A 22,920-nucleotide genomic window follows, 5' to 3' on the forward strand; every position below is an offset into this window, starting at 1 on the left:
GAAGCAAAAACGGCTGTTCAATGCAGGCGATGTATTTTAAAATGTACGGAGGTGTATATACATAACGATAAGGGGCGGGCTATGAGACAGGTTTTATTTTTGCGCGCATACAATTACTTCTATTTCTCGCTGTTTGCATTATTTCTCTCCTTTCTGCCTATTTATTTGGCTGAGCGCGATATTAGCGCCACGAATATTGGGTTGATGCTGGGGCTGGGCAGCCTCATTGGGGTCGTATCCCAGCCGCTCTGGGGAATGATTAGCGACAAATACAAGGTAATCAAAAAGGTTTTGCTGCTGCTAATTACGGTATCTGTCGTTATCGGCGGACTGCTCTATCGTTCCACGGAGCTGGTGCCGTTGTTTGTAGGCATTAGCTTGATGTATTTCTTCTTCATGCCGACGGACCCTTTGGTTGAAAGCTTCAATTATCGTGTGTCCCTTCAATATAAGGTCAATTTCGGCTCGATCCGAATGTTTGGCGCGCTTGGCTTTGCGATGGCCTCTTCCATCATCGGCTATGCAGGCAAGCACTATGGCATCGGCAGCTTGGCGGTATTATTTCTCGTGTACGGGGTCATCACCTTGCTGCTGTGCAGCCTGCTTGCTGAAGTGCCGGCAGCCGCCAAACCGATTGCGCTTAGGGAAATCGGCTTGTTTTTCAGAAGCAAGCAGACGCTATGGTTTCTCGGACTTGTCCTGTTTCTAGCAGTGCCGCACCGGATGAATGATAATTATATCGGCCTATATATTAAAAGCTTGGGCGGCGATGTCCAGTTAGTCGGGCAAGCCTGGACCGTTATGACGATTATAGAAGTTGTTTTTTTCGCCATTAGCCATTATTTCATTAAACCGGGAAAAGAGCTTGCTGTTATCGCGGTTGCCGCTAGTTGCTATGCCTTGCGCTTTGCACTGTCTGCTGTCGTCACTGATCCTGCTGCTCTTATGTGGCTGCAACTGCTGCAAGGGGTCTCCTTTGTGCTTTTTTACGCGGCGTCGATTCAATATTTGTATAAGCTTGTTCCTGAGGAATGGAAGGCAACGGGCCAGACGGTGCTAGCGGTGCTGCTTTTTGGAGTATCGAGCATCATATCGGCAACCGCCGGAGGGTGGTTCATTGATCAGTATGGCGGGGCGAAGCTTTATGGGGCAATGGCTGTTTGGTCGTTTGCTGCCATGCTGCTATGTCTGTTAATTATGCTAAAACAGAGAAAAGGGGACCCTGCTTAAAGGTCCCCATTCATCATTGTTGCGTTGCATCAGCATATATAATAGAAGAGTTTTTTTGATATACAAATGCGAGGCTCATCTTTATGGTGTTTTTTTGGAATTAATTGGCTTAGGCATTTCCTGGCCCCCGACGAATTGATATTTCACCAAAGTGTTGAAAGCATCCACATGTGGGGTCAGTGATCGTCCTCCCCACGACTCCACAGCATAATCATTCAGCTTATTCACGAAATCCATATTGGCGGATATGTGCACCTCCTGCACCATCGGGGCAAGCTCGCGAATACGCGTGGCGATCGTTTGCTTAAGCTCCGGGGACAGCTCATTGTGGTCGTTGACCGAGAAATACGACTGATAAGGCTTGACGAGCAGCCGATTGTCCTCAAGCGGGCTGACACGGCTCGTGTTGTAGGCGTCCTCCGGCTGCCCGCCGTTCAACTGCTCCCGATTGCCGCCAGCACCTCTTGTACCGACAGCGGTCCAATCAAGCACGATGCCGACATAAGCGTTTTTGTCCGTCAGCATGACGTTCGCCGCAGCTACGCCATTTAAGTTGGTCACCTTCTTAGACAACGTATTGCTGTATTCGAAAAAAGCATTGTCATGCTGATGCGGATTGTTCGTCGTCGTTCCATACATTTTGCTGCTCAGCATTTTCGGATCGCCGGCTTGCCTGCTGCCATAATCGTAGTCGCTGTCCTGTACCCGCTGCTCGTAGTTGCAGGCAGCCGATGAGCATACGAGGAGGGCGCTGCATAATAACGCATAAAACATTCGTTTTTTTGGCATTTAGATGTCCTCCATTCCTGCTGTAATAAGAATAGGGTTTGTAGGGAACGATTAAATATACGCAGGAAAAGCTATACAGATTTGACTTTGTGAACGGAAAGCCCACGATTCTCGAAAAAAGCGCTTTAAAATAACGAATTTGACAGCTTTGCGAACAATTTGTGAACTCTCTGTGGAACATTGACAAATAAGGGCTTCAACTTTATATTTAATAAGGTATTAAGGTCGCAGAAGTTGTCATTTTTTATTAGCTTAAAAACAAGCAGTTTGCCACAATTTCGGGGTGTTTACAGCTGCAAAAACGTCAAAAGTGGGGTTGATTATTGATGAATCGGTGGCAGTTTTTTAAACGGCTTGCGCCGCTTCTGGCCTTGATGGTATTGGTGCTGTCAGCATGCGGACGAGCAGATCTATCCGCGCTGAATCCCCAGGGGCCCGTAGCGCAAGAGCAATTCGGATTGATGAAGCTCGCATTTTCAATCATGATCGGTGTAGTAGTGATTGTATTTGCACTTTGTTTGTTTGTCATTGTCCGTTTTCGCAGACGTAAGGGAGATAAGTCGATTCCCAAGCAGGTCGAAGGTAGCCACAAGCTAGAGATTATTTGGACCGTAATTCCTATTATTCTCTTGATTATTTTGGGTGTTCCTACCGTTCAGACCGTATTTAACCTGTCAAAGGATCATTCAAACGATCCAGATGCGGTTAAAGTAATAGTAACTTCACATCAATATTGGTGGGAATTCGAGTATCCGGATCTGGGCGTCAAGACGGCGCAGGAGCTGGTTATTCCAAAAGGCAAGACCATTACAATTGAAGCGAAGACAGCAGATGTGCTTCACTCGTTCTGGGTTCCTTCCCTTGCAGGTAAAATCGATACTAATCCTGGTGGTTCAACAAATAAAATGTTCTTCTCGGCACCAAAAGAAGGCGTTTACTTGGGCAAATGTGCCGAGCTTTGCGGACCTTCCCACGGCTTGATGGACTTTAAGGTGAAATCGGTTGATGATGCATCGTTCGACCGATGGGTAGCAGCGCTTCAAGCGCCAGTAGCAATGCCAAGCGATCCGGCAATTGCCGCTGCTTTCGAAAGCAAATGTCTCGTTTGCCACGCTGTTGGCGACAAAGGCGGACCATTGTACCCGAACCTTACAGGTATCGGAAGCCGTGATTCCGTTGGTGGTATCCTGATTAATACAGATGATCCTCAGTACTCCAATGAAGGTTCCACTTATGACAATCTTCATCGTTGGATCGAAAATCCAGATGACATTAAACCTGGCAATCTGATGGGCAAGATCGATCTGACGCAGCAAGAGCTTGATGGTATTGCGAAATACTTATCGGAATTAACATTGGACTACGAAAAATAGATCATCGGTGATGAAAAGGAGGTACCAACTTGGCTCAAGGACACGCGGTTAAGCGTTACTCTGGTCTGATGGACTGGTTAACAACGGTTGACCACAAAAAAATCGGTATTTTATATTTGATCGCCGGCGGTTTTTTCTTTCTGGTCGGTGGTTTGGAAGCACTTCTTATTCGGATTCAGCTTTGGAAGCCGCTAAATGATTTCGTTAGTGCGGATACATACAATGAGCTGATTACTATGCACGGTACAACAATGATCTTCTTGGCTGCGATGCCGATGCTATTTGCTTTAATGAACGCGGTCGTGCCGCTGCAAATCGGCGCACGCGACGTTGCGTTTCCTTTTGTAAATGCACTTGGCTTCTGGACGTTTTTCTTCGGAGCCGTATTATTGAATGTCAGCTGGTTTACAAGCACAGGTGCGCCAGCCGCCGGCTGGACGGCTTACGCACCACTTTCGGGGCCGGCGTTCAGTACTGGCCATGGGATGGATTATTATGTCTTAGGTCTCCAGATAGCGGGTATTGGTACGCTTATCGGGGGGATTAACTTCCTGGTAACGATTATTAATATGCGTGCACCTGGCATGACCTTCATGCGGATGCCGATGTTTACATGGGCTTCGTTCATTACGTCGGCGCTTATCTTGTTCGCTTTCCCTGCACTTGCTGTAGGTTTGGCGGCACTGATGTTCGACAGGGTATTCGATGCCAACTTCTTCGACCCTAACAATGGCGGTAACGCTGTACTATGGGAGCATATTTTCTGGATTTTCGGACACCCTGAAGTGTATATTCTCATCCTGCCTGCCTTCGGTGTTATTTCCGAGGTAATCAGTACATTCTCGCGTAAACGCCTGTTCGGTTACAGCTCGATGGTGTTCGCGACAATTCTGATCGGCTTTTTGGGCTTCATGGTATGGGCGCATCACATGTTTACGACGGGTCTGGGGCCTGTAGCTAACGCATTGTTCTCAATAGCAACGATGCTGATTGCAGTGCCAACAGGTATTAAAATCTTCAACTGGATCTTTACAATGTGGGGCGGATCGATCAAGTTTACGAGCGCTAATTTGTATGCCGTTGGATTTATTCCGACCTTCGTAATGGGCGGCGTTACAGGCGTTATGCTTGCAGCTGCGCCAGCGGATTTCCAGTATCACGATACGTATTTCGTAGTTGCGCATTTCCACTACGTTATCGTCGGCGGTCTGATTTTAGGTATTTTCTCCGGTCTTCACTACTGGTGGCCTAAAATGTTCGGTCGCGTGTTGAATGAAACGCTTGGCAAATGGACGTTCTGGATGTTCTACATCGGTTTCCATCTGACATTCTTTATTCAGCATTTCCTCGGTTTGCTTGGTATGCCTCGTCGTATTTGGACGTACCTCGACGGCCTTGGATTTAATGAAATGAACTTGATTAGTACAATTGGTGCAATCATGATGGGTATTGGTACGATTATGTTCTTCCTGAACGTAGTTATCACTAATGCAAAACCACAAAATGCAGCGGATGATCCTTGGGAGGATGGCCGTACGCTGGAATGGACCATTCCATCGCCGCCTCCAGAATATAACTTTAAGCAAACTCCGCTTGTTCGCGGCTACGATGCTTATTGGAAAGAAAAAATGGATGGACACAAAGGCATGACGCCTGCTGAGCCAATTGGCTCGATCCATATGCCATCTCCTTCTATTCTGCCGTTCACAATGTCGCTTGGCTTGTTCATTACAGGCTTTGGCCTGATGTATTCGAGGGATTGGACGTTTATTACAGAACATATCGGTTTCTATGTTGCCGGTCTTGGCCTGTTAATAACGTTCGGAAGCATGTTCCTTCGCTCGGTATATGATGATCATGGTTTCCACATTGAGCCGGAAGAGTTGGAAGACAAGGGGGTTAAAGCATGAGTACACATTCACATGCAGAGGGGCATCTCCCTCATGAGCCCGAGAAAGCCACTCTTGAGGGCCGCAATAAAGTATTAGGCTTCTGGCTATTTCTTGGCGGTGAAACAGTTTTGTTCGGAACGCTGTTCTCGGCGTTCCTTGCCCTTCGCCATCAAGTGCTGGATGGACCGCAGCCAAGCGAGCTGTTCAAGCTTTCGCTCGTTGCAGCAGCAACTGCTATTTTGCTTACATCAAGCTTGACTAGCGTATTTGCTATCCAAGCGCTGCATAATCATAATGTAAAAGCTTTGATCAACTGGTTAATCGTAACCGTTGTGCTCGGACTTGGATTCCTAGGACTTGAAATTTATGAGTTTTACCACTATGTGCATGAAGGGCATGGCTTTACGACAAGTGCGTTCAGTTCTTCCTTCTATACGTTAGTCGGATTCCACGGTGCCCACGTTGCGTTCGGTATTTTCTGGATTTCCAGCATTATCGGACAGTTGATGAAAAAAGGCCTTACGGTTGTTACAGCTCCTAAAGTGTATGTTGCAGGTATGTACTGGCACTTTATCGACGTAGTTTGGGTATTTATCTTCACCGTCGTTTATTTGATGGGAAAGGTGGTCTAGCCAAATGGCAAGCAATCACTCGACAGCTGAAGAGCAGCGTCCAGTTCGCCACAACTCAGAAGGACCGAAGAAGCACATTATTGCCTTCATTTTCTCCATATTGCTGACACTCGTAGCATTTGCTGCGGTAGCGGCTGGCGAAATCAATAAAAGCTTTATCTACATCATTATTATGGGTTGCGCTATGCTCCAAGTGTTCGTGCAAATGGCATTCTGGATGCATATGAAAGACCGCGGCCACGTTTTTGCTACGGTCGGCATTCTTATGGGTGTATTTATTGCATTTACTTGTATCGTTATGGCGGAATATTGGGTTTGGTGGTAATAGAGATTTACAATTGCACAGAGGAGGGTTCCCGGGTGGGTTCCCTCCTCTTTTGCAGAAGATAAAGGGAGGTTGCAGCCATGCTTGGCCTGGAATATTTCAGTTTTGAAGAGTTGTGGACCCCATGGTATATGTTCGGTACAATTGCTGTAATCATTTTGTATTTTTATTTGAACGGACCATGGCGGGAGAAGCACGCACCGCAAGAGGTGTCCGCAACAGGCAAGCAGCGGTTTATGTTTGTTGTTTCGGCTATTCTCTATTATTTGTGCAATGGCGGGCCGCTTAATTTCCTGGGACATTTAATGTTTACCTTCCATATGTTCAATATGTCGATTTCTTATCTCATTGTGCCGCCGATGCTTATATTATCGATACCCGCATTTATGTGGCGCAAGCTGTTTGCTTCGAAAAAATGGCGTTCACTCAACTTTCTAATGAATCCTATTTTATCGCTGCTGCTGTTTAATCTATTATTTTCTTTTTACCATGTACCAGTCATACATGACTTTGTCATGACCCACTATACGATTCACCGTATCTATTATTTTGTTATGCTAATTGCTGCGATCATGATGTGGTGGCAGATTGCATGTCCTGTGCCGGAATGGAATCGCCTGACGGATTTGAAGAAGATGGCGTATGTTTTCGCGAATGGCATTTTGCTGACTCCCGCGTGCGCCTTAATTATATTTGCAAGCTCTCCCTTATATGCGGTATATAATGATCCAAACGTCTGGGTTCAGGCGATGGGGTATTGTGTGTCGGGCGATCCGACGCGGCTGCTTACGATGTTCGACGGTCCTCAATTTTTCAATTTAATGGAAGTGGTAGAAGACCAGCAGCTAGGCGGCATCGTCATGAAGCTATTGCAAGAGTTGATGTACGGGATTATACTGGCGTATATATTCTCACAATGGTACAAGCGTGAGCATAAAGAAGACGATTTGCCCAATAGCAACACAGGTACGGCATAATATACAGGCGGATTTACTATTTTACCGATATAGGTGGGATCGACATTGGATTGGTATTTTATTCTCCCTACAATAAGCACATCATTTATCGTTATTAGTGCGATTCTGGTTGCGATTGGTTGGGGACTGATTATTAAGCGTAAAGTTGAGGCGCATAAGAAAGTGATGATCGCAGCTGCAATTGCAGCCATCATCTTCTTTATTATTTACTCCTCGCGAACAATAGTTGTCGGCAATACGACATGGGGCGGACCCGACAGCATGCATCTCTATTATGTTGTCTTTCTGATTTTCCACATTACGCTTGCGACGGTAGCAGCGGTATTTGGCATTACGACGCTCGTGCTGGGCTTCAAGAGCAAATATGCCAAGCATCGCAAATGGGGCCGCGTAACGTCGATTATCTGGTTTTTCACAGCGATTACGGGCGTTATCGTTTATGTCCTGCTGTATTTATTATATCCAGGCGGCCATACGAAGCCGATGATTGATGCTATATTTGGTCTATAAAGTTCATATTACAAGGAAGCCGCGAAGCTGATTCGCGGCTTTGCTGTATTAAAGGGGGATTTGCCTTGTCCAGAGAGATTCGTTCAGATGAGCTGGCGGCGCTCAAGGAAATTGCGGAGATGCTCAATTCGATGAATGATATGAAGGTTATGCTGAATGCGGTACTGGTGAAGCTTCTTGAGGTTACCAGCTTTACGACGGGCTGGATCTTCTTGCTTGATGAGCATTCAGACAGCATATGTGCGGCCGCGCAAAATCTCCCCTCAACCCTTGCAGCCAACGATAATGCAGCAATGTGCGGAGAAGGCTGCTGGTGCACCGAAAGCTATCGCCAAAACAAGCTGAATCGTGCGGTCAACATTATTGAATGCTCCCGAATTGTATATGCTGCGGAATACAATGCTGGCGATAAAGGCGGCTTGACGCATCATGCGACGGTGCCACTGAAGGCAGGCGCGGAGAGCTTTGGATTGCTGAATGCTGCGCAGGCGGGCAAAGAATTTTTTTCAAATGAGGAGCTTGCCCTGCTGCAGGCAGTTGCGTACCAGATAGGCACAGCGATTAAGCGTATCCGCCTATATCAGGCACAGGAGCGAAATGCGCTGCTCTATGCGAAGCTTGGCGAGGTCATTACGCGCATCCATGCGGTGCAGGACATTAGCCAGCTGCCCTTGAAAGCGGTTGAACATATAAGCGCTGCTTTCGACTGGCCGCAAATTGCATTATTCGTCTATGAGCAGGACAAGCTTTCGCTTCGAGCTTATTACGACGGGCAGCAGACGAGGGAAGGCTGGCAGCAGCTCGATTGTGGAAACGGGGGAGTTGTGGCTGACGCTTTTCACCAAAATCGTCTTGTCGTTGTTGCAGATAGCAAGGAGGAAGCAGTCGTCCCGCTAACAGCGAAAGGTCTAAAGGCATTCACATCGGCTGCAGCGATTCCGCTGCGAAGAGGCAACTGTCCCTATGGTGTTTTGTTCATTAGCAGTAACGATAGTGGGCAATTCGATCATTATCATGAAGAATTTATGTATGCGCTCGGTGAGCATTTGACGCTCAGCATTGATAATTTGAGAGTAAATGAACAGCGCCGGGAGCTTGCCCGTATGGAGGAACGAATCCGAATGGCACGGGATTTGCATGATTCGGTGATGCAAAAAATATTTTCGCTGTCTTTTATCGCCAAAGGGGCAGAAAAGATTCTCGGCGGAAAAGAGCCGATCGTGGAACGCTCGCTTCAGGAAATGGCCAGCTTGTCGCAGGAAACGCTGGGGGAGATGCGGACGCTTATTTGGCAGCTGCATCCCGCTGGTCTTGAGAATGGTCTGCTTCCTGCGCTTAAGCAGTATGGAGAAAGGATGGAGCTTGTCGTACTTGCAGAGGCGGAAGGGCTGAAGGAGCTGCCCCGTGCGCTTGAAGAAGGCTTATGGCGGATTGGCCAAGAAGGGCTTAACAACATTCGAAAGCACTCAGGTGCAGAAGCTGCCTATATTCGGCTTGTGAAATCAGAGCGGGAAGTAACGCTGGAAATTGAGGATCATGGCCGAGGCTTTTCTCCTAAACAACTGCAGGGACAGACGATGGGGATGCTGTCTATGCGCGAAAGAGCAGAGGCGCTCGGCGGTGAGTTTATCATTCATAGCGAAATGGGGCAGCGAACCGTCATTCGGGCGAGCATACCGCTGGCAGCAGAGGAGGGAGGATGAACGGTGAAAATTAAGCTTTTACTCGTTGACGATCATCAAATTGTTTTGAAGGGCATCGCTTTCTTTCTAAATTTGCAGCCGGATTTTGAAATTGTCGGAGAGGCAGCCAACGGGAAGGAAGCAGTGGAGAAAGCGGCCGAGCTCCAGCCGGATATGATCTTGATGGACCTGCAAATGCCTGTCATGGATGGGATTGAGGCAAGCCGAATCATTGCCGAGCAGCATCCAGCGATTAAAGTGCTGGTGCTGACCAGCTTCGCAGACCGCGGTCATATTGTTCCTGCTCTTCAGACGGGGGCGATTGGGTATATGCTGAAGGATGTCGCACCGGATCAGCTGGCGGAGGCGATACGCAGCGCTTATAAAGGCAATATTCAGCTGCATCCCGATATTTCCAGCGTGCTGATCGGGGGTGGGACGCCAGCTGGACGGTTTGAAAGAACAGAGGATCGTTTATTGCATCCTCCGCTCCAATTACAGGCGGAACCCGATTCAACACGCGCTAAGTCCGATCAATTAGCCTTTACATCGCTAACGCCTCGTGAAATAGAGGTGCTTAGGCAGCTGATGAAAGGGAAAAGCAATAAAGAAATTGCCCGGGAATTAGTCGTTGCCGAAAAAACAGTCAAAACCCATGTCAGCAGCATTCTTAGCAAGCTGGATGTAACCGATCGAACACAAGCCGCGCTGCGCGGCATTCATTATTTGGGCCCAGAGTCGTAAGACTAGACCTAAGCCCTCTGAGACTCAAAACGGGCGACTTTCATGCTATTGGCCGATGATTTGTAAGAAAAAGGCTTGTAAAATAAAGCTTATTACAAATACACAATAGAGAAGCTGCCCGCATTGAGCGCTTTTTTACGGAGGGAATAATTATTATGAGCACTGTACTTTTTGTGAAAGCAAATGATCGTGGTTTGGACCAAGCAGTGAGCGTGAAGCTCTATCAAGCGTTCCTAGATACTTACAAAGAGACACATCCAAATGATAGCGTTACGGAACTGGATTTGTTCCAAGAAGAGCTTCCGTATTTGAATGCCAATATGATTAACGGTAAATTTAAAGCGGCGCGCGGTTATGAGCTGACACCTGAGGAGCAAGCGGCGGTTAATGTTTCCAGCAAATATATTGATCAATTTCTTGCTGCGGACAAGGTCGTTTTCGGTTTTCCACTGTGGAACCTGACGATTCCAGCTGTGCTGCATACGTATATTGACTACATTTACGAAGCAGGCAAAACGTTCAAATATACCGAGCAAGGTCCGGTTGGCCTTATTCCTGATAAAAAGGTAGCTTTGCTGAATGCAAGAGGCGGCGTATACTCCGAAGGTCCAGCAGCGGCAGCTGAAATGTCCCTCAATTATGTCCGCAATATTATGCAATTTTTCGGCGTAACGAATTTCGAAATCGTCATTGCAGAAGGCCACAACCAAATGCCTAATGAAGCGGAAGCTATTGTTGCGCATGCAATCGAAGAAGCGAAAGCAGCAGCAGCACGCTTCTAAAACAGCAGCACATCCTACATTTTAAAAGCTATAAAGCCTTGGCCAGAGCCTAATAAGCTCATGTCCAAGGCTTTTTTTGATTTGCCGCTTAACAAACATGGCTAGGCAGAGCCCTTTTTCAAAAAAAATGCTGGGATGGATTGACAACCGATTTAGGTGTGATTATACTGTGTATAAAGATATATACAGTATATAGAGTGACTGGAGGAAAACTTGTGAGTATGTGGCAAGGGGCATGGCATATTTTAGTTTATGAATTGCGGAAAACACGATGGGGTTTTCTAGCTTCGTTTTTACTAGCTATATATATGGCAATTGTGTTGGGGATGTTGTACCAAATTAACGAATTGGATGTTTCGGCAGGTGAATATTGGGCGATCGATTTTGTTTTTCTTACGACGCTGCCTTGCCTCGGTTTTGGGCTAAGCCGCTCTAATATGTTCTGGTTCAATGATACCTATAGTGGCAAGCTGGCAGAATGGCGTACGATGCCGATTACAGTACCGCAGATTATATGGGGGAGAATACTGCAGCTGGCGGTTATGCTTTTCCCGATGCAAATCATTTTCTTCCTGATTCAATATTTTTTAGTGGATGGCTTAAGTGAGGCAATTTCTCCGGGTGCTTATCTTTTATATGGACTATTCTGGTTTTTCTATTCGCTTGGCTTTGCTGCTACGTATGCCATTTGGGAATATGGCTTCACGGGAAAGACGTACATGCTCGTGTGTGTGCTGTACTGCATTGTGTTTTTGATCATCAGCGCTCTGCTCAGCTTTAATGGCATTTCGATCGTCAACTATTCGCTGATAGGAATTGGAAATGGGGAGTGGTGGTATTTGCTAGTTGGGATGCTAGTCAGTATGATTGGAATCACCATTAGTTATAGAGGTCTAAAACATCGGCTGGAGACGCGCAGCTTTAAATAGGCAATTGAGTAAATAAGCAAAGAAGGTGAAGCCGTGTGGCTGCCGATTCAAATTAATGAGCAGAGCGCCGAGCCGCTTTATTATCAAATAGAAGTCCAGCTGAGAGCGCTGATTGTCAGTGGGCAATTGTCAGAAGGAACGCTGCTCCCCTCAATCCGGGAGCTTGCACAATCGCTCAAATGCAGCGTCATCACGGTACGCCGGGTTTATCAGGACCTGGAGTCGGAAGGGCTGCTGCGAACGAGGCAAGGAACGGGCACCTACGTTGCGGCGGTTGAGCAGGATGATCGTGACCGATACCGTTTAGTGGCTGTCGTCGAAGCATTCGAGGCGGCGATAACAGCGGGACAGCGGGTGAAGTGCTCACGCGAGGAGCTGGAACAGATTTTTCGCGAGCAGCTGGAGAAGCATTTTAAAGATCAAGCCTAGAGGGAGGACAAGAGATGAGCAACGAGACGGCTATTCATATAAAAAAAGTTGAGCTGCGGCGTGATCGGTTTCAGCTAGGGCCGCTTTCATTGGAAGTGCCGAAGGGATACGTTACTGCAATTGTCGGCCCGAATGGTTCAGGCAAAAGCTCGACCTTTCGGATGCTGCTGGACTTGATCAAGCCTGATAAAGGCGAGCTGAGCGTACTTGGCCATTCCATTGCAGACCAGAAGGATATCGACTGGAAAAATAAAATCGGTTATGTGCCCGAGCTGTTTGGCAGTCATGAGAATAAGCTGAGGGCTTCGGATAAGACCGATTTTGTGCAAAAATGGTACCCGAATTGGGACGTGAATTTGTATCGTGAAATTTTGCGAATGTTCGAGGTCGATGACAGCATCAGGCTTGGCAAAATGTCCAAAGGGACGCGGCGCAAGTATGAGTTTGCACTTGTACTCGCCCATCATCCCGAGCTGCTGCTGCTTGATGAGCCTTCCTCTGGCTTCGATCCGCTGGCTTGGCGCAGCATGATGAGCTTTTTGCACAATTATATGAATGCTGGAGAGCGAACGATTCTTATGGCCTCTCACATTGTGGATGAAGTAAAGCGTCTCGCGGATTACATCGTCTTTATGTCGCAAGGCCGCATACTGGGCATGTACGAGAAGGATGAGCTGCTCAGCAGCTGGCATATGTTTTATGTGAATGGCAGAGAGCTTGAAGGCAGGGATGTGAGGAGTATTCCCGGCCAATGCGTGGTGGAAGATGCAGGCTGCGGCAATCTGCGAATCATTACGCGGCAGGCACTGGAAACCGAGCGCTGGCTTGAGCAGGCGAGCATCGAGATCATGGGGCGGCAGGCGCTCGACCTTGATGATATTTTGGCCGTATTAATTGAACAGGACAGACAGCATATTAGAGCTTGATATCAAGGAGGAGACGACAATGAAGCCACTAAAAATTGAACAAATCTATAAGCAGTATGGCGATAAAACAGCAGTAAATGGCATTAGCCTGGAAGTAGGAGAAGGCGAAATTTACGGCCTGCTAGGTGCGAACGGCGCGGGCAAAACGACGACGATGCGAATGGTGCTGGGACTTATTTTTCCCGATGGGGGCCAAATTTTATATAACGGCAAGCCTTACAGCCATAATCAGCTGCAAATGCTCGGTTATTTGCCGGAGGAGCGGGGGATGTATCCGCGTGTTCGCGTAAGCGACCAGCTGCTGTATTTGGCGAAGCTGCGGGGGATGTCGAAGCGGGATGCCGATCAAAGCTTGAAGTATTGGCTGGAAAAATTCGGCGTGCCGGAATATTACAACAAGAAGCTGGAGGAGCTGTCGAAGGGCAACCAGCAAAAAATCCAGTTCATTGCCTCGGTCATCCATAAGCCGAAAATCGTCATTTTGGATGAAGCCTTTAGCGGGCTTGACCCGGTGAACGTGGAGCTGCTGAAGGCAGCGGTGAAGGAGCTGCGTGAAGAAGGTACGACGATGCTGTTCTCGACACACCGCATGGAGCATGTGGAGGAGCTGTGCCGCAATATTACGATCATGCACCGCTCGAACGCGGTACTGCAGGGCAACCTTAAGGAGCTTAAGGGCCAATATCCTCGCGAGCGCGTCATGCTAGGCACCGAGCGCACCGTGAAGGGGCTTGAGACGCTGGAAGGCGTAACGAATGTGCAGCGCAATGAATCGGGTTACGAGCTCCGTATTGAGAACGAAGCGGCGGGCGGGCTTATTTTACGCCATGCGATGGAGCAAACGGAAATTAAGCGGTTTGAAATTATGGAGCCAACCCTAAACGAAATCTTTATAAAATTGGTGGGTGAAAAGCATGAGTAATTTTTGGACAGTCGTCAGCTTCACCGTTCGCAATAAGTTTCGGACAAAATCCTTTTTGGTTATGACATTGATTTTTGCAATTATTATTACGATTGGTGCTAATCTGCCTTATCTCATCTCCCAGTTTAACAATGACGAAGTAAAAACCACTTCTATTGGTTATATTCAGGCGGAAGCGGGCAGTGGGGCAGAGGGGACTAAGCTTGCGGAGCAGCTCAAAGTCTATTATTCGCAGCAGGAGCAGCCAAATGTTGAGCTGGTTGATTTTGCGGATACGGGTGCCGATGCGGGTAATGAGCAAGCACTTAAGCAGGGCATTATCGATCAGAAAATTAAAGGATATTTGACCTTTGGCGACGTTCAGGCAAACGGGCTTCCAGCTGTAACTTATAAATCCGAGAAGCTGCTGGATGAATCTACAACCCGTTCCCTGCAAGGGGCGCTGCAAAACATACGCACCGAAATGATTTTCAAGGAAGCCGGACTGAGCGAGGAACAAAAGGGACAGCTGTTCGCGCCGGTAACGATTGATACCATGCAAATTGCTGCTGAAGCGGGAGCAGGTTCCAATGCAGAGGGGCTGTCCCCAGAGCAGCAAGCGGTCAATATGGGACTCGTATCGATTATTGTCATTATGCTGTTCTTTGTTATTATGGTGACGGGGCAGCTGATTGCGACAGAAATTACATCGGAAAAAGGCTCGCGGGTTATGGAAATTCTCATTACCAGCGTATCGCCGCTGACGCAAATGTTCGGAAAGGTGTTCGGGATGTTCCTCGTCGGCTTGTTCCAGCTGGTGCTGTATGGAGCCGTTATGATCATCAATTTATCGATGCCGCAAAATAAAGATGCGTTCACGAATTTGAATATTCATTTCGACCAAATTGATCCGTCGCTGATTGTGTATGCGGTCATCTACTACTTGGCAGGCTATTTCCTGTATGCGATGCTGTATGCGGCAATCGGTTCCATTGTGAGCCGGACGGAGGATCTGGCACAGGCAGTCATGCCGATTACGATTTTATCGCTGGCAGGCTTCTACATTAGCACATTCAGTATTTCGAATCCGGACACGATGCTCGTGAAAGTCGCTTCCTATGTGCCGTTTTTCTCGCCATTCGTCATGATGCTGCGAATTGGGCTGACGAACCCGCCAGTGTGGCAGGTGCTGCTGTCCTTAGGCATTTTGTTCGTATCGATCTACATCTTCGGCTGGCTGGGAGCGAAAATTTATCGCACCGGCGTCCTAATGTATGGCAAGCGCCCGACGTTTAAGGAGCTGCGCAAGGCGATGCGGGCTTATAAGGTTTAGATTGTTTTGATCATGTGTGTAGACTTTATTTAATAATGACGCTAATTTTATAGTGTTTTGTCGTTACAAAAGCCAGTAGCTAAAAAAGCCTGATTCTACTGGCTTTTGTTAATCAACGGTTCAGATAGTTAAAATGAAGAAAAGTGAGGATTGACGAGAACGGCCTCAATGCTCTGAGTAGAGAGCCAACGTGCCAGAGGCGCTCATTTTTGTTCAAACTCCAAATTATTCGTATTACAGGAATTCTAACGGTCAGGTTATTTCTAATGGCTAAAACATTAGAGGAACTTGAAGGGGGAGTCTGGTGGGAACCTCAAATGAATACAGCTGAATAAAAACATGACGGCAGTTGGCCACAATGTCCTATGTGAGTAATAATTTAAAGTTCAAAATTGAAAATATAAACAGAACAGACCTGCCGATATTTTCATCCGGCAGGTTTGTTTTCCGTTAAGCGATATTTCACTAAATTAGTGGTTCTTGAATCAATGTTGCGAATTTAAATTGGTGAACATGACCATCATTTAATGTCGTTTGACCTGTTACAAAATGTACGTGTTTACCATTTCCTACTGGAATTGCAGGCCCTGTTTTAATCTTTTTCAGTTTATGAAAATGGTTAAAGAAATCCGTTTTCGTCAGATCGATTTCATGGATATGGCTTTTTCCTACTCGAATCGCTTGGCCTGTAACTCCAGCGAAGCGATGGTTATGTCGATCATCGCCTTCTTCAGCCAATTTAGTACTACCTTCAAATTCGTGTACGTGCCGCTGTACCTTTTTACAATTTTTTGTTTTCTTCCTTACAGGTCCCTTTTTCTGCATTTGTGGCATGCCTCCTCATGTTGATGTGCTACACCACATTCTATTAATGAAAACAAATATGAGTGCTAGGCAACTATCAATGGTTAGGAATTCAGCCGATTAAGCTCATTGACATGACGTCAAAGAGGGCCAGTTCGACGTTATATGGGATACGTATCAGAAAGATTTGATCGATGCGGGCGTAGAGAAGTTGGAAGACAGCTACGGGGCTCTAGTGAAAGATCGCCTATCATTATGGAATGATTAATCGCATTATATGACATGGAAGAGCCTGTTAACGCAGGCTCTTTTGCCGTCTTCATAGCTGAGTTAGGAGCTAATATGGGTTTTTGACTAAGTACAATGTGGATTGAAGTGTATGAGTCTTTTATTTATGCCTATATTTTTTATAATTTGATATATAACGACTTTTAACGACAGTTAATGACATTCTGTTTCTGATACAATATTACTAAATTCGATCTTGGGGGTTCTCTAGATGAAAATATCTATGCCTACAGAAGTTCAGATGCAAGCATTATTATCAGGTAGATCTTCCAGCATAAACGTTAAATTGGAATTACAATCCCAGACCATTCGACTTCAAAAAGGATTTGATCGTTTAATATGTCTTTCCGAAATAGAAATTGAACCACGTCCATGGCAAACGGAGGCAGCAATGAAAGTATTGCGTGATATGCAAGGAAGCGCGATATTAGCCGACGAGGTCGGGCTGGGCAAAACAATAGAAGCAGGGCTGATAATTAAGGAACTTTATACTAGAGGGCTCATCAAGTCTGTACTTGTTCTTGTACCCGCTCCACTTGTGGAACAATGGAAAGAAGAATTAAATGAGAAATTTCATATTGAGCTTAAGGATAGTAAAGAGTCAGGCTGGGAGACGTCTGATTTTATTATTTCATCCATTCCTGGACTCGTGCGTTCTGATGAGAGAAAACAAAGAATCAGTGAACGTACATTTGATCTCCTTGTAGTAGACGAAGCGCACTGCCTTAAAAATCACACCACAGCTACATACAAGTTTATCTACAGTATAAGTAAGATAAACACATTACTTATGTCTGCTACACCTATCCAAAATGATATTAGAGAACTTTATAATCTCGTGAACATATTAAAACCAGGATACTTACGTAGTCGAAAACTATTCAGAGAAAAGTATATGGTTAACCGTTATACACCCAAAAATATTCAAAACCTTAAAGAACTTCTTAATAACGTAATGGTCAGAAATCGAAGGGCTAATACATTAGTGGAGCTGCCAAGACGGCAAGTTTATAGCATTGAGATAGAGTTGTCTGATATCGAGAGGAAATTCCATAATCAAGTTATAGATTTCTGTAGAAATATTTATCGTAAGTATGTAGATGGCCAAATTCCTATTGGATGGGATAAGACAGAGATCAATTTAATTGTTCTTATTCTAATGATGCTTCTGAAGCAAAATTGCAGCAGCCCACAATCAACCTTGAGGACTCTCAAGAATCGAATGCTGCCTCGATTATCAGGACTAGATGACCAAAAAATATGTGAAGATCTTATTGGTTTTGGTGAAAGTATTGAAGTACCGACTAAGACAGCAGAATTACTGAAAATCATTAAAGCTAATCGCAATCAAGTCATCGTATATTCTGAATATCTTGCAACCATTGAAATGCTAAAGTCTGTGTTTACCGATCATGACGTGACTTTTACTACTTTTCAAGGGGGCCTCTCTTCTAGCGAAAAGCAAATGTCTATCGAACGATTTCGAAATGGAGATTGCCAAGTTTTGATATCAACAGAATCAGGCGGTCAAGGTCTCAATCTACAATTTTGTCATCGATTAATCAATTATGACCTACCTTGGAACCCGATGAAAATAGAACAACGGATTGGTCGAGTACATCGTTTTGGACAAGTAAATGATGTTGAGATATTTACTATGCCGACTAAAGGAACAATTGATGAGTACCTACTTTATATTCTAACCTCGAAAGTTAATTTATTCGAGATTGTCATTGGGGAACTAGATACCATTCTGTCCTATATGAAAGTTGAAGATGATTCACTTGAGGTTAGAATAGGCACAATTATATTAGAGTCTGCCCATGCATCCGAAATTGAACAAAAACTAAGAGCGATAGGTGAAGATATGCTTAAAGCCAAACAAGAGTTGGAAGGGGATATTGATCAGACAACAAAAATATTGGATCATATCGGAGTAGGTGCCTAAATTGGAAATCTTCAATCTTAAGGATTATATAAAAGAAAGCTGTTCGTTTTTGGGAATAGATGTAGTAACGATTTCCGAGAATTTGATGGTTGTTACGATTCCTCAACATCTTAAAAAGGAGTTTTCAGGTGTCGGTGAATATCAGATTAGTTTTATCAAAACCTCAAACCCAAAGCAAACTTATATTACGTTTGAATCGTTCTTCACACAGAAGTTAGCAAAATTGGTTGCTGAGCAAAATCATGGTGTCGGACATACCCTATTGTTGCACCCAATTGAGCGATTAGTGGATGAAATTACAACAAAGTTCTCGAACTGTGTTCTTGAATTAATAAATGAGCAAAGTACCATATTGGACAAGCTATATGTTTGGTGTAAATCAACTGTCCACGGGCATCTAATAGAGGAGTATCTTAAAGGATTTCAAGTTGATGTCGAGTCAGGAGAAGTAATCCCTCTACTTGAAAGTTTGGAACAGATATTAATTGAAAGTACAGCAACGTTACCGGTGGAGGGGCTATCCAGAGAAAGGTTAGAGGTGGCTCTTTCAAATGCATTAACTGAAGCCTCGAAAGACGCTGAACGCTTTGTTGAAACAATTAAAAAACAAACAAATGACCAACTACAAAATGAGATCAGCCGGATAAATGACTATTATGATACCCTCATTGCTGATAATCAAACTGGAGAAACGTCAAAAGGTAATGATCCCAAGACGGAAATTGATTTACTGTTCAAAGAGCGTGAGGCACTAATTCACCAGCAAGAAATAAAATTTTCGATGTCAGAAAATGAAGTATTGATCGAACCAGTAGCTATATTGGTCGTAAGAAATATGGTTGAACATGCGACTGTACGAATCGAGAATGCAGCTGGCTATACTCAATTAAAGGTACATGGTGACAAGCCAGTAAACGTTCAGTGTCTGATTAGTAGCTCTACAGAAGGCCCTTTTACAATCACTAATGATCATATTGTTGTTGCTGAAAAACATACCTTTGTATGTACGGCATGCAATAAGCTTTTTGATGATAGAAAGTTGAATAATTGCAAGGTATGTGCAAATTCTATTTGTCCTTCATGCATGACTGAATCAAGTGTAACAAAGCTGCCTTTATGTAACATTCATCGTATCAATTGCCATACATGCTTACAGTCTTGTGCTAAAGAAGAACAGCATCTTTGCACAAATTGCGACCAATTCTATTGCCGCAATTGCAATCCTGGAAACTTGTGTTCTTTATGTAGCTCGATAGCTCCCATTAGTGCCAAAACGCCTACCGTACAGCATATCTTAATGACTCTACCTAATTCAATCAAATCAAAAAAATTTGAGTATGCCGAGAAGGGGAACCGAATTGTTCTATTAGGAAAAGGTATCTTATTTAAAGAGTTTTTTCTCATTTATGATAAAAAAGAAGATCGCATTGTGGAGATTCAAGAATTCGGATTATTTAATAAAAAGAAATAGTATTTTGTACATGAAAAGTCATTAATAATGGGAGGTAGTAAAGATGAGCAAAGCCATGCAATCTGCATTAGATAGGGAAATTCAATCAATTGATTCGGATGAATTTGGTCATCGACATTACTCATGGCGGTGAAAACGTAAAGAGAGCACTGCTACGACATGTTTATCTTGAGCTAGGAGGGAATGAAGAGGAACTTAAAGATAAACTATATCATCAATTGTCAGTACCTACTCAAAAGAAAAAAACAATGAGAGAATTATTTTCTGATTTATTCGATCGAGGGTTATTCATGCCTCTTCAGATCGTAATACGCTTTGCAATTATTTTTATTATGGTATGGCTTTTTACTTATAGTATTAATGAGAGTTGGGGGATTTTAAATTACTTTTCGTATTACTGTCAATAGAGTAACCACATGAGACCGAGGGGATCAAGTTGCATTTCAGTACGTACGCATTTGTACCTCTATCCGTAGCGATGTAGGTGATGTCGGTCACCCAAGCTTGATTGGGTGCCTTGGGCCTGAATTGGCGGTTGAGTACATTCTCAGCAACGGGCAGGTTATGTTTGGAGTTCGTTGTCGCTTTATATTTTTTAACGGTTCGGGATTTCAGCCCCTGCTCCTTCATCATTCGATCGACGGTCTTCTCCGAAACGTTCCTGCCTTGTCTATGAAGCATCTGTGTAACCTTCGGGCTTCCATAAAAAACATTGAGAATTAGGTAACGAAGATCGTAGAAATTTCACGCAACACGTAGCTCCAAAAAACAAGTAATCGGTTAAAACTCTGTATTGAATCAATATTAGATAGTTGCTCTTGGTTGAATCAAAGCAATAGCTTTTTTTCTTGGTTAAGAAAGCGGATTTAGAAGTGAAACTAAAATGATGTATAATAACGCTGTAACAATTTAATAAAAATGAAGCAGTATTTTTTATATTAAATATAGCATGATCTGAGGTGCAAGATGAATCGGTTATTACTCGTAGAAGATGATGAAAACTTGGTATTTGGTATACAATATACGCTATCCAGTGAAGGATATACTGTCGTTCTGGCAGGCAGCTTGGAAGAAGCAAGGAATAAGCTTCAGGCAGACCCCATCGATTTAATTTTGTTGGATGTCAACCTGCCTGATGGGTCAGGATATCAATTGTGCAGTGAGATCCGGGCAGTCTCCCAGGTGCCCATTATTTTTTTGACAGCTTTGGATGAGGAAGCGAATGTGGTTGTCGGACTTGACCTAGGAGCGGACGACTATGTAACCAAGCCTGTCCGAACCAAAGAGCTTATTTCACGAATCAAAGCGGTATTGCGACGGAAAAACCAGAGCAAACAAGAAGTGAGCATATGGAAATCCGACAACATTCAACTGCGTATTTTAGAAGGAACTGTACTCAAAAATAATACTGAAATTACACTGACGGCGCTTGAATATCGACTATTACTGATGTTAATCTCCCACCCTAAGCAGATATGCAGCAGGAGTTCAATTTTGAACCATCTATGGGATCTTTCGGGCGAGTTCATTGATGATAATACGCTCTCAGTCCATATCCGGAGGTTAAGAGAAAAAGTGGAAGACATTCCCGCTGCACCACAATATATCGTAACCATTCGTGGGATCGGATATAAATGGAACGTGGAAGTCACAGGGAAATGAACATGATCGAAGTACTGCGTAATCCAGAGTGGAAATCCATCGCCGTTAAAGTGCTTGCACTGCAGGTTCTTTTGTCGTTATTAATGTTCTTTTACATGCACCACCAAGTCGAGAGTATCAATACAACCATTGTGAATCAAAATACCGCCCTGATCGGACATCTGTTGATGAAAGAGCCAGGGTTGGAAAATGAGGTGATTCACTTTATCACCCAAGGAGCTAAAGCAGATGAACTCGCTGAGGGCAAACGCATCCTCGCGCAATACGGTTATCAGGGAGATATCCCCATAGAAAATCAGCCAGTACTTTCGGGAAGATCATTACCCTTGAAAACAGCGGCTCAGGTATTGCTACTCCTAATCCCGCTCATGTTATTGCTGCTATGGGAATATCGCAAATTGTTTGACAAAATCAGAACGATTTCCTACGCAGCAGAGCAGGTTGTGGAAAATCAGTTTGACAACCTACTTCCCGAGAATGAGGAGGGAGAGTTCGGCTCGTTAGGCCGAAGCTTCAATGCGATGGCCGGAAGGCTAACCAACAGCCTGGAGCAACTCCGACAGGAAAAAGCCTTTCTGCGAAACCTGTTATCCGATATTTCACACCAGCTCAAAACGCCTCTTGCTTCCCTCATAGTGTTCAATGAAAATTTGCTCAGCGATCCCGGGATGGAAAAAGAAATGAGAATGACGTTTCTGGAGCGAAGCCGGCAGCAGCTTGACCGAATGGAATGGCTTATCGTGAGCCTGCTGAAGCTGGCGAGGGTCGAAGCTGGGGCCATCGGGTTTTGCAAAGAAAGAATCAGGCTACGGGAGTTAATGGAGAGTGCTGTCTATTCACTCCGAACAGTAGCAGAGCAAAAGCGACAGACCATCACAATTCGCGGCGGGGAGAATGCGTTTTTGCAAGCGGATGAAGAATGGCTGAAGGAAGCCTTTATGAATTTGATTAAAAATGCACTGGAGCACACCCCACAAGAAGGGGAGGTCCGTATTAAACTGGAAGAAAACGCACTATTTAATACGATCGTTATCCGAGACACAGGCGAAGGCATCCATCCCGATGATCTGCCTCATATTTTCAAGCGATTTTATAGAGGAAAGAACCATAACAAGCCCCATAGTTTAGGCATCGGTCTGGCTTTGACAAAATCGATCATCGAGGAACAAAACGGGATTATTACGGTGGAGAGCGTGCCTAGAGAGGGTGCTACATTCAGAATTTCGTTTTTCAAAAGATAATGAAGTGAAGAAGAAGCTTACGAAAATGTAAGCTTCTTCTTCACTTCATCGT

Annotated in this window: 22 protein-coding genes and 1 pseudogene; 20 read left to right on the forward strand and 3 right to left on the reverse strand. The window is 44.9% G+C overall.

Features of this window, described 5'->3' with window-relative positions; genetic code table 11:
• Positions 1 to 81: 81 nt before the first annotated feature.
• The gene (locus AC50X8_RS14210; RefSeq protein ID WP_494880151.1) at positions 82 to 1,230 is read left to right on the forward strand and encodes an MFS transporter; all 1,149 of its coding nucleotides are present in this window, start codon (positions 82 to 84) and stop codon (positions 1,228 to 1,230) included.
• An 81-nt stretch (positions 1,231 to 1,311) separates the two neighbouring features.
• Here the strand turns inward: AC50X8_RS14210 and AC50X8_RS14215 are convergent, their stop codons facing one another.
• The gene (locus AC50X8_RS14215) at positions 1,312 to 2,019 is read right to left on the reverse strand and encodes a YhcN/YlaJ family sporulation lipoprotein (protein WP_494880152.1); all 708 of its coding nucleotides are present in this window, start codon (positions 2,017 to 2,019) and stop codon (positions 1,312 to 1,314) included.
• Positions 2,020 to 2,342: 323 nt separating this feature from the next.
• Between AC50X8_RS14215 and coxB the strand changes: the two genes are divergently transcribed.
• The 14 genes from coxB to AC50X8_RS14285 all read left to right on the forward strand — a co-directional run bounded on the left by coxB (position 2,343) and on the right by AC50X8_RS14285 (position 15,454).
• Positions 2,343 to 3,392 carry a cytochrome c oxidase subunit II gene (gene coxB, locus AC50X8_RS14220; protein ID WP_056042924.1) on the forward strand — a complete coding sequence of 350 codons (1,050 nt, stop codon included), beginning with the start codon at positions 2,343 to 2,345 and terminating at the stop codon, positions 3,390 to 3,392.
• A 68-nt stretch (positions 3,393 to 3,460) separates the two neighbouring features.
• Positions 3,461 to 5,302, forward strand: a complete 1,842-nt coding sequence (gene ctaD, locus AC50X8_RS14225; RefSeq protein WP_099521416.1) for a cytochrome c oxidase subunit I — start codon at positions 3,461 to 3,463, stop codon at positions 5,300 to 5,302.
• Entirely contained in the window at positions 5,299 to 5,916 is a 618-nt protein-coding gene (locus tag AC50X8_RS14230) for a cytochrome (ubi)quinol oxidase subunit III (protein WP_046234813.1), read from the forward strand. The genes ctaD and AC50X8_RS14230 overlap by 4 nt, the downstream gene beginning before the upstream one ends.
• A 4-nt stretch (positions 5,917 to 5,920) precedes the next feature.
• On the forward strand, positions 5,921 to 6,241 hold the full coding sequence (locus AC50X8_RS14235; protein WP_494859249.1) for a cytochrome C oxidase subunit IV family protein: 321 nt from the start codon (positions 5,921 to 5,923) through the stop codon (positions 6,239 to 6,241).
• Between the two features lie 80 nt (positions 6,242 to 6,321).
• The gene (gene ctaG, locus AC50X8_RS14240; protein ID WP_494859251.1) at positions 6,322 to 7,218 is read left to right on the forward strand and encodes a cytochrome c oxidase assembly factor CtaG; all 897 of its coding nucleotides are present in this window, start codon (positions 6,322 to 6,324) and stop codon (positions 7,216 to 7,218) included.
• Positions 7,219 to 7,263: 45 nt separating this feature from the next.
• A complete protein-coding gene (locus tag AC50X8_RS14245) occupies positions 7,264 to 7,728 on the forward strand; it encodes a DUF420 domain-containing protein (protein WP_056042917.1) in 465 nt (154 codons plus the stop codon).
• Between the two features lie 65 nt (positions 7,729 to 7,793).
• The gene (locus AC50X8_RS14250) at positions 7,794 to 9,431 is read left to right on the forward strand and encodes a GAF domain-containing sensor histidine kinase (protein ID WP_494880153.1); all 1,638 of its coding nucleotides are present in this window, start codon (positions 7,794 to 7,796) and stop codon (positions 9,429 to 9,431) included.
• 3 nt (positions 9,432 to 9,434) lie between these two features.
• Complete coding sequence (locus AC50X8_RS14255) at positions 9,435 to 10,154, forward strand: response regulator (RefSeq protein WP_494859255.1); 720 nt, start codon at positions 9,435 to 9,437, stop codon at positions 10,152 to 10,154.
• 155 nt (positions 10,155 to 10,309) lie between these two features.
• A complete protein-coding gene (locus AC50X8_RS14260) occupies positions 10,310 to 10,936 on the forward strand; it encodes an FMN-dependent NADH-azoreductase (RefSeq protein ID WP_056042914.1) in 627 nt (208 codons plus the stop codon).
• 308 nt (positions 10,937 to 11,244) lie between these two features.
• Positions 11,245 to 11,865 carry a hypothetical protein gene (locus AC50X8_RS14265; protein ID WP_494880154.1) on the forward strand — a complete coding sequence of 207 codons (621 nt, stop codon included), beginning with the start codon at positions 11,245 to 11,247 and terminating at the stop codon, positions 11,863 to 11,865.
• A gap of 33 nt (positions 11,866 to 11,898) precedes the next feature.
• Complete coding sequence (locus AC50X8_RS14270) at positions 11,899 to 12,294, forward strand: GntR family transcriptional regulator (RefSeq protein WP_494859259.1); 396 nt, start codon at positions 11,899 to 11,901, stop codon at positions 12,292 to 12,294.
• A gap of 14 nt (positions 12,295 to 12,308) precedes the next feature.
• The gene (locus AC50X8_RS14275; protein WP_494859261.1) at positions 12,309 to 13,220 is read left to right on the forward strand and encodes an ABC transporter ATP-binding protein; all 912 of its coding nucleotides are present in this window, start codon (positions 12,309 to 12,311) and stop codon (positions 13,218 to 13,220) included.
• A gap of 19 nt (positions 13,221 to 13,239) precedes the next feature.
• On the forward strand, positions 13,240 to 14,142 hold the full coding sequence (locus AC50X8_RS14280) for an ABC transporter ATP-binding protein (RefSeq protein ID WP_056042907.1): 903 nt from the start codon (positions 13,240 to 13,242) through the stop codon (positions 14,140 to 14,142).
• Positions 14,135 to 15,454 carry an ABC transporter permease gene (locus AC50X8_RS14285; protein WP_494880155.1) on the forward strand — a complete coding sequence of 440 codons (1,320 nt, stop codon included), beginning with the start codon at positions 14,135 to 14,137 and terminating at the stop codon, positions 15,452 to 15,454. Before AC50X8_RS14280 ends, AC50X8_RS14285 begins: the two co-directional genes overlap by 8 nt.
• 465 nt (positions 15,455 to 15,919) lie before the next feature.
• Here AC50X8_RS14285 and AC50X8_RS14290 read toward each other — a convergent pair whose 3' ends face one another.
• A complete protein-coding gene (locus tag AC50X8_RS14290; protein WP_056042903.1) occupies positions 15,920 to 16,279 on the reverse strand; it encodes a YmaF family protein in 360 nt (119 codons plus the stop codon).
• Positions 16,280 to 16,757: 478 nt separating this feature from the next.
• Between AC50X8_RS14290 and AC50X8_RS14295 the strand changes: the two genes are divergently transcribed.
• From AC50X8_RS14295 to AC50X8_RS14305, 3 genes are all read left to right on the forward strand, one after another.
• Positions 16,758 to 18,494, forward strand: coding sequence for a DEAD/DEAH box helicase (locus AC50X8_RS14295; protein WP_494880156.1), 1,737 nt, complete (start codon positions 16,758 to 16,760; stop codon positions 18,492 to 18,494).
• On the forward strand, positions 18,487 to 19,965 hold the full coding sequence (locus tag AC50X8_RS14300; RefSeq protein WP_494880157.1) for a hypothetical protein: 1,479 nt from the start codon (positions 18,487 to 18,489) through the stop codon (positions 19,963 to 19,965). Before AC50X8_RS14295 ends, AC50X8_RS14300 begins: the two co-directional genes overlap by 8 nt.
• 98 nt (positions 19,966 to 20,063) lie before the next feature.
• Positions 20,064 to 20,372 carry a hypothetical protein gene (locus AC50X8_RS14305; RefSeq protein WP_494880158.1) on the forward strand — a complete coding sequence of 103 codons (309 nt, stop codon included), beginning with the start codon at positions 20,064 to 20,066 and terminating at the stop codon, positions 20,370 to 20,372.
• 54 nt (positions 20,373 to 20,426) lie between these two features.
• On the opposite strand, the pseudogene AC50X8_RS14310 reads toward AC50X8_RS14305, so the two are convergent.
• A pseudogene (locus AC50X8_RS14310) lies at positions 20,427 to 20,670 on the reverse strand (IS3 family transposase); the annotation flags it as partial.
• Positions 20,671 to 20,931: 261 nt separating this feature from the next.
• On the opposite strand from AC50X8_RS14310, the gene AC50X8_RS14315 reads away from it, so the two are divergent.
• Entirely contained in the window at positions 20,932 to 21,627 is a 696-nt protein-coding gene (locus AC50X8_RS14315) for a response regulator transcription factor (protein WP_494859272.1), read from the forward strand.
• The gene (locus AC50X8_RS14320) at positions 21,624 to 22,868 is read left to right on the forward strand and encodes a HAMP domain-containing sensor histidine kinase (protein ID WP_056042896.1); all 1,245 of its coding nucleotides are present in this window, start codon (positions 21,624 to 21,626) and stop codon (positions 22,866 to 22,868) included. Before AC50X8_RS14315 ends, AC50X8_RS14320 begins: the two co-directional genes overlap by 4 nt.
• Positions 22,869 to 22,920: the final 52 nt, after the last annotated feature.

The organism is Paenibacillus sp. JT22N15 (genome assembly GCF_059383755.1).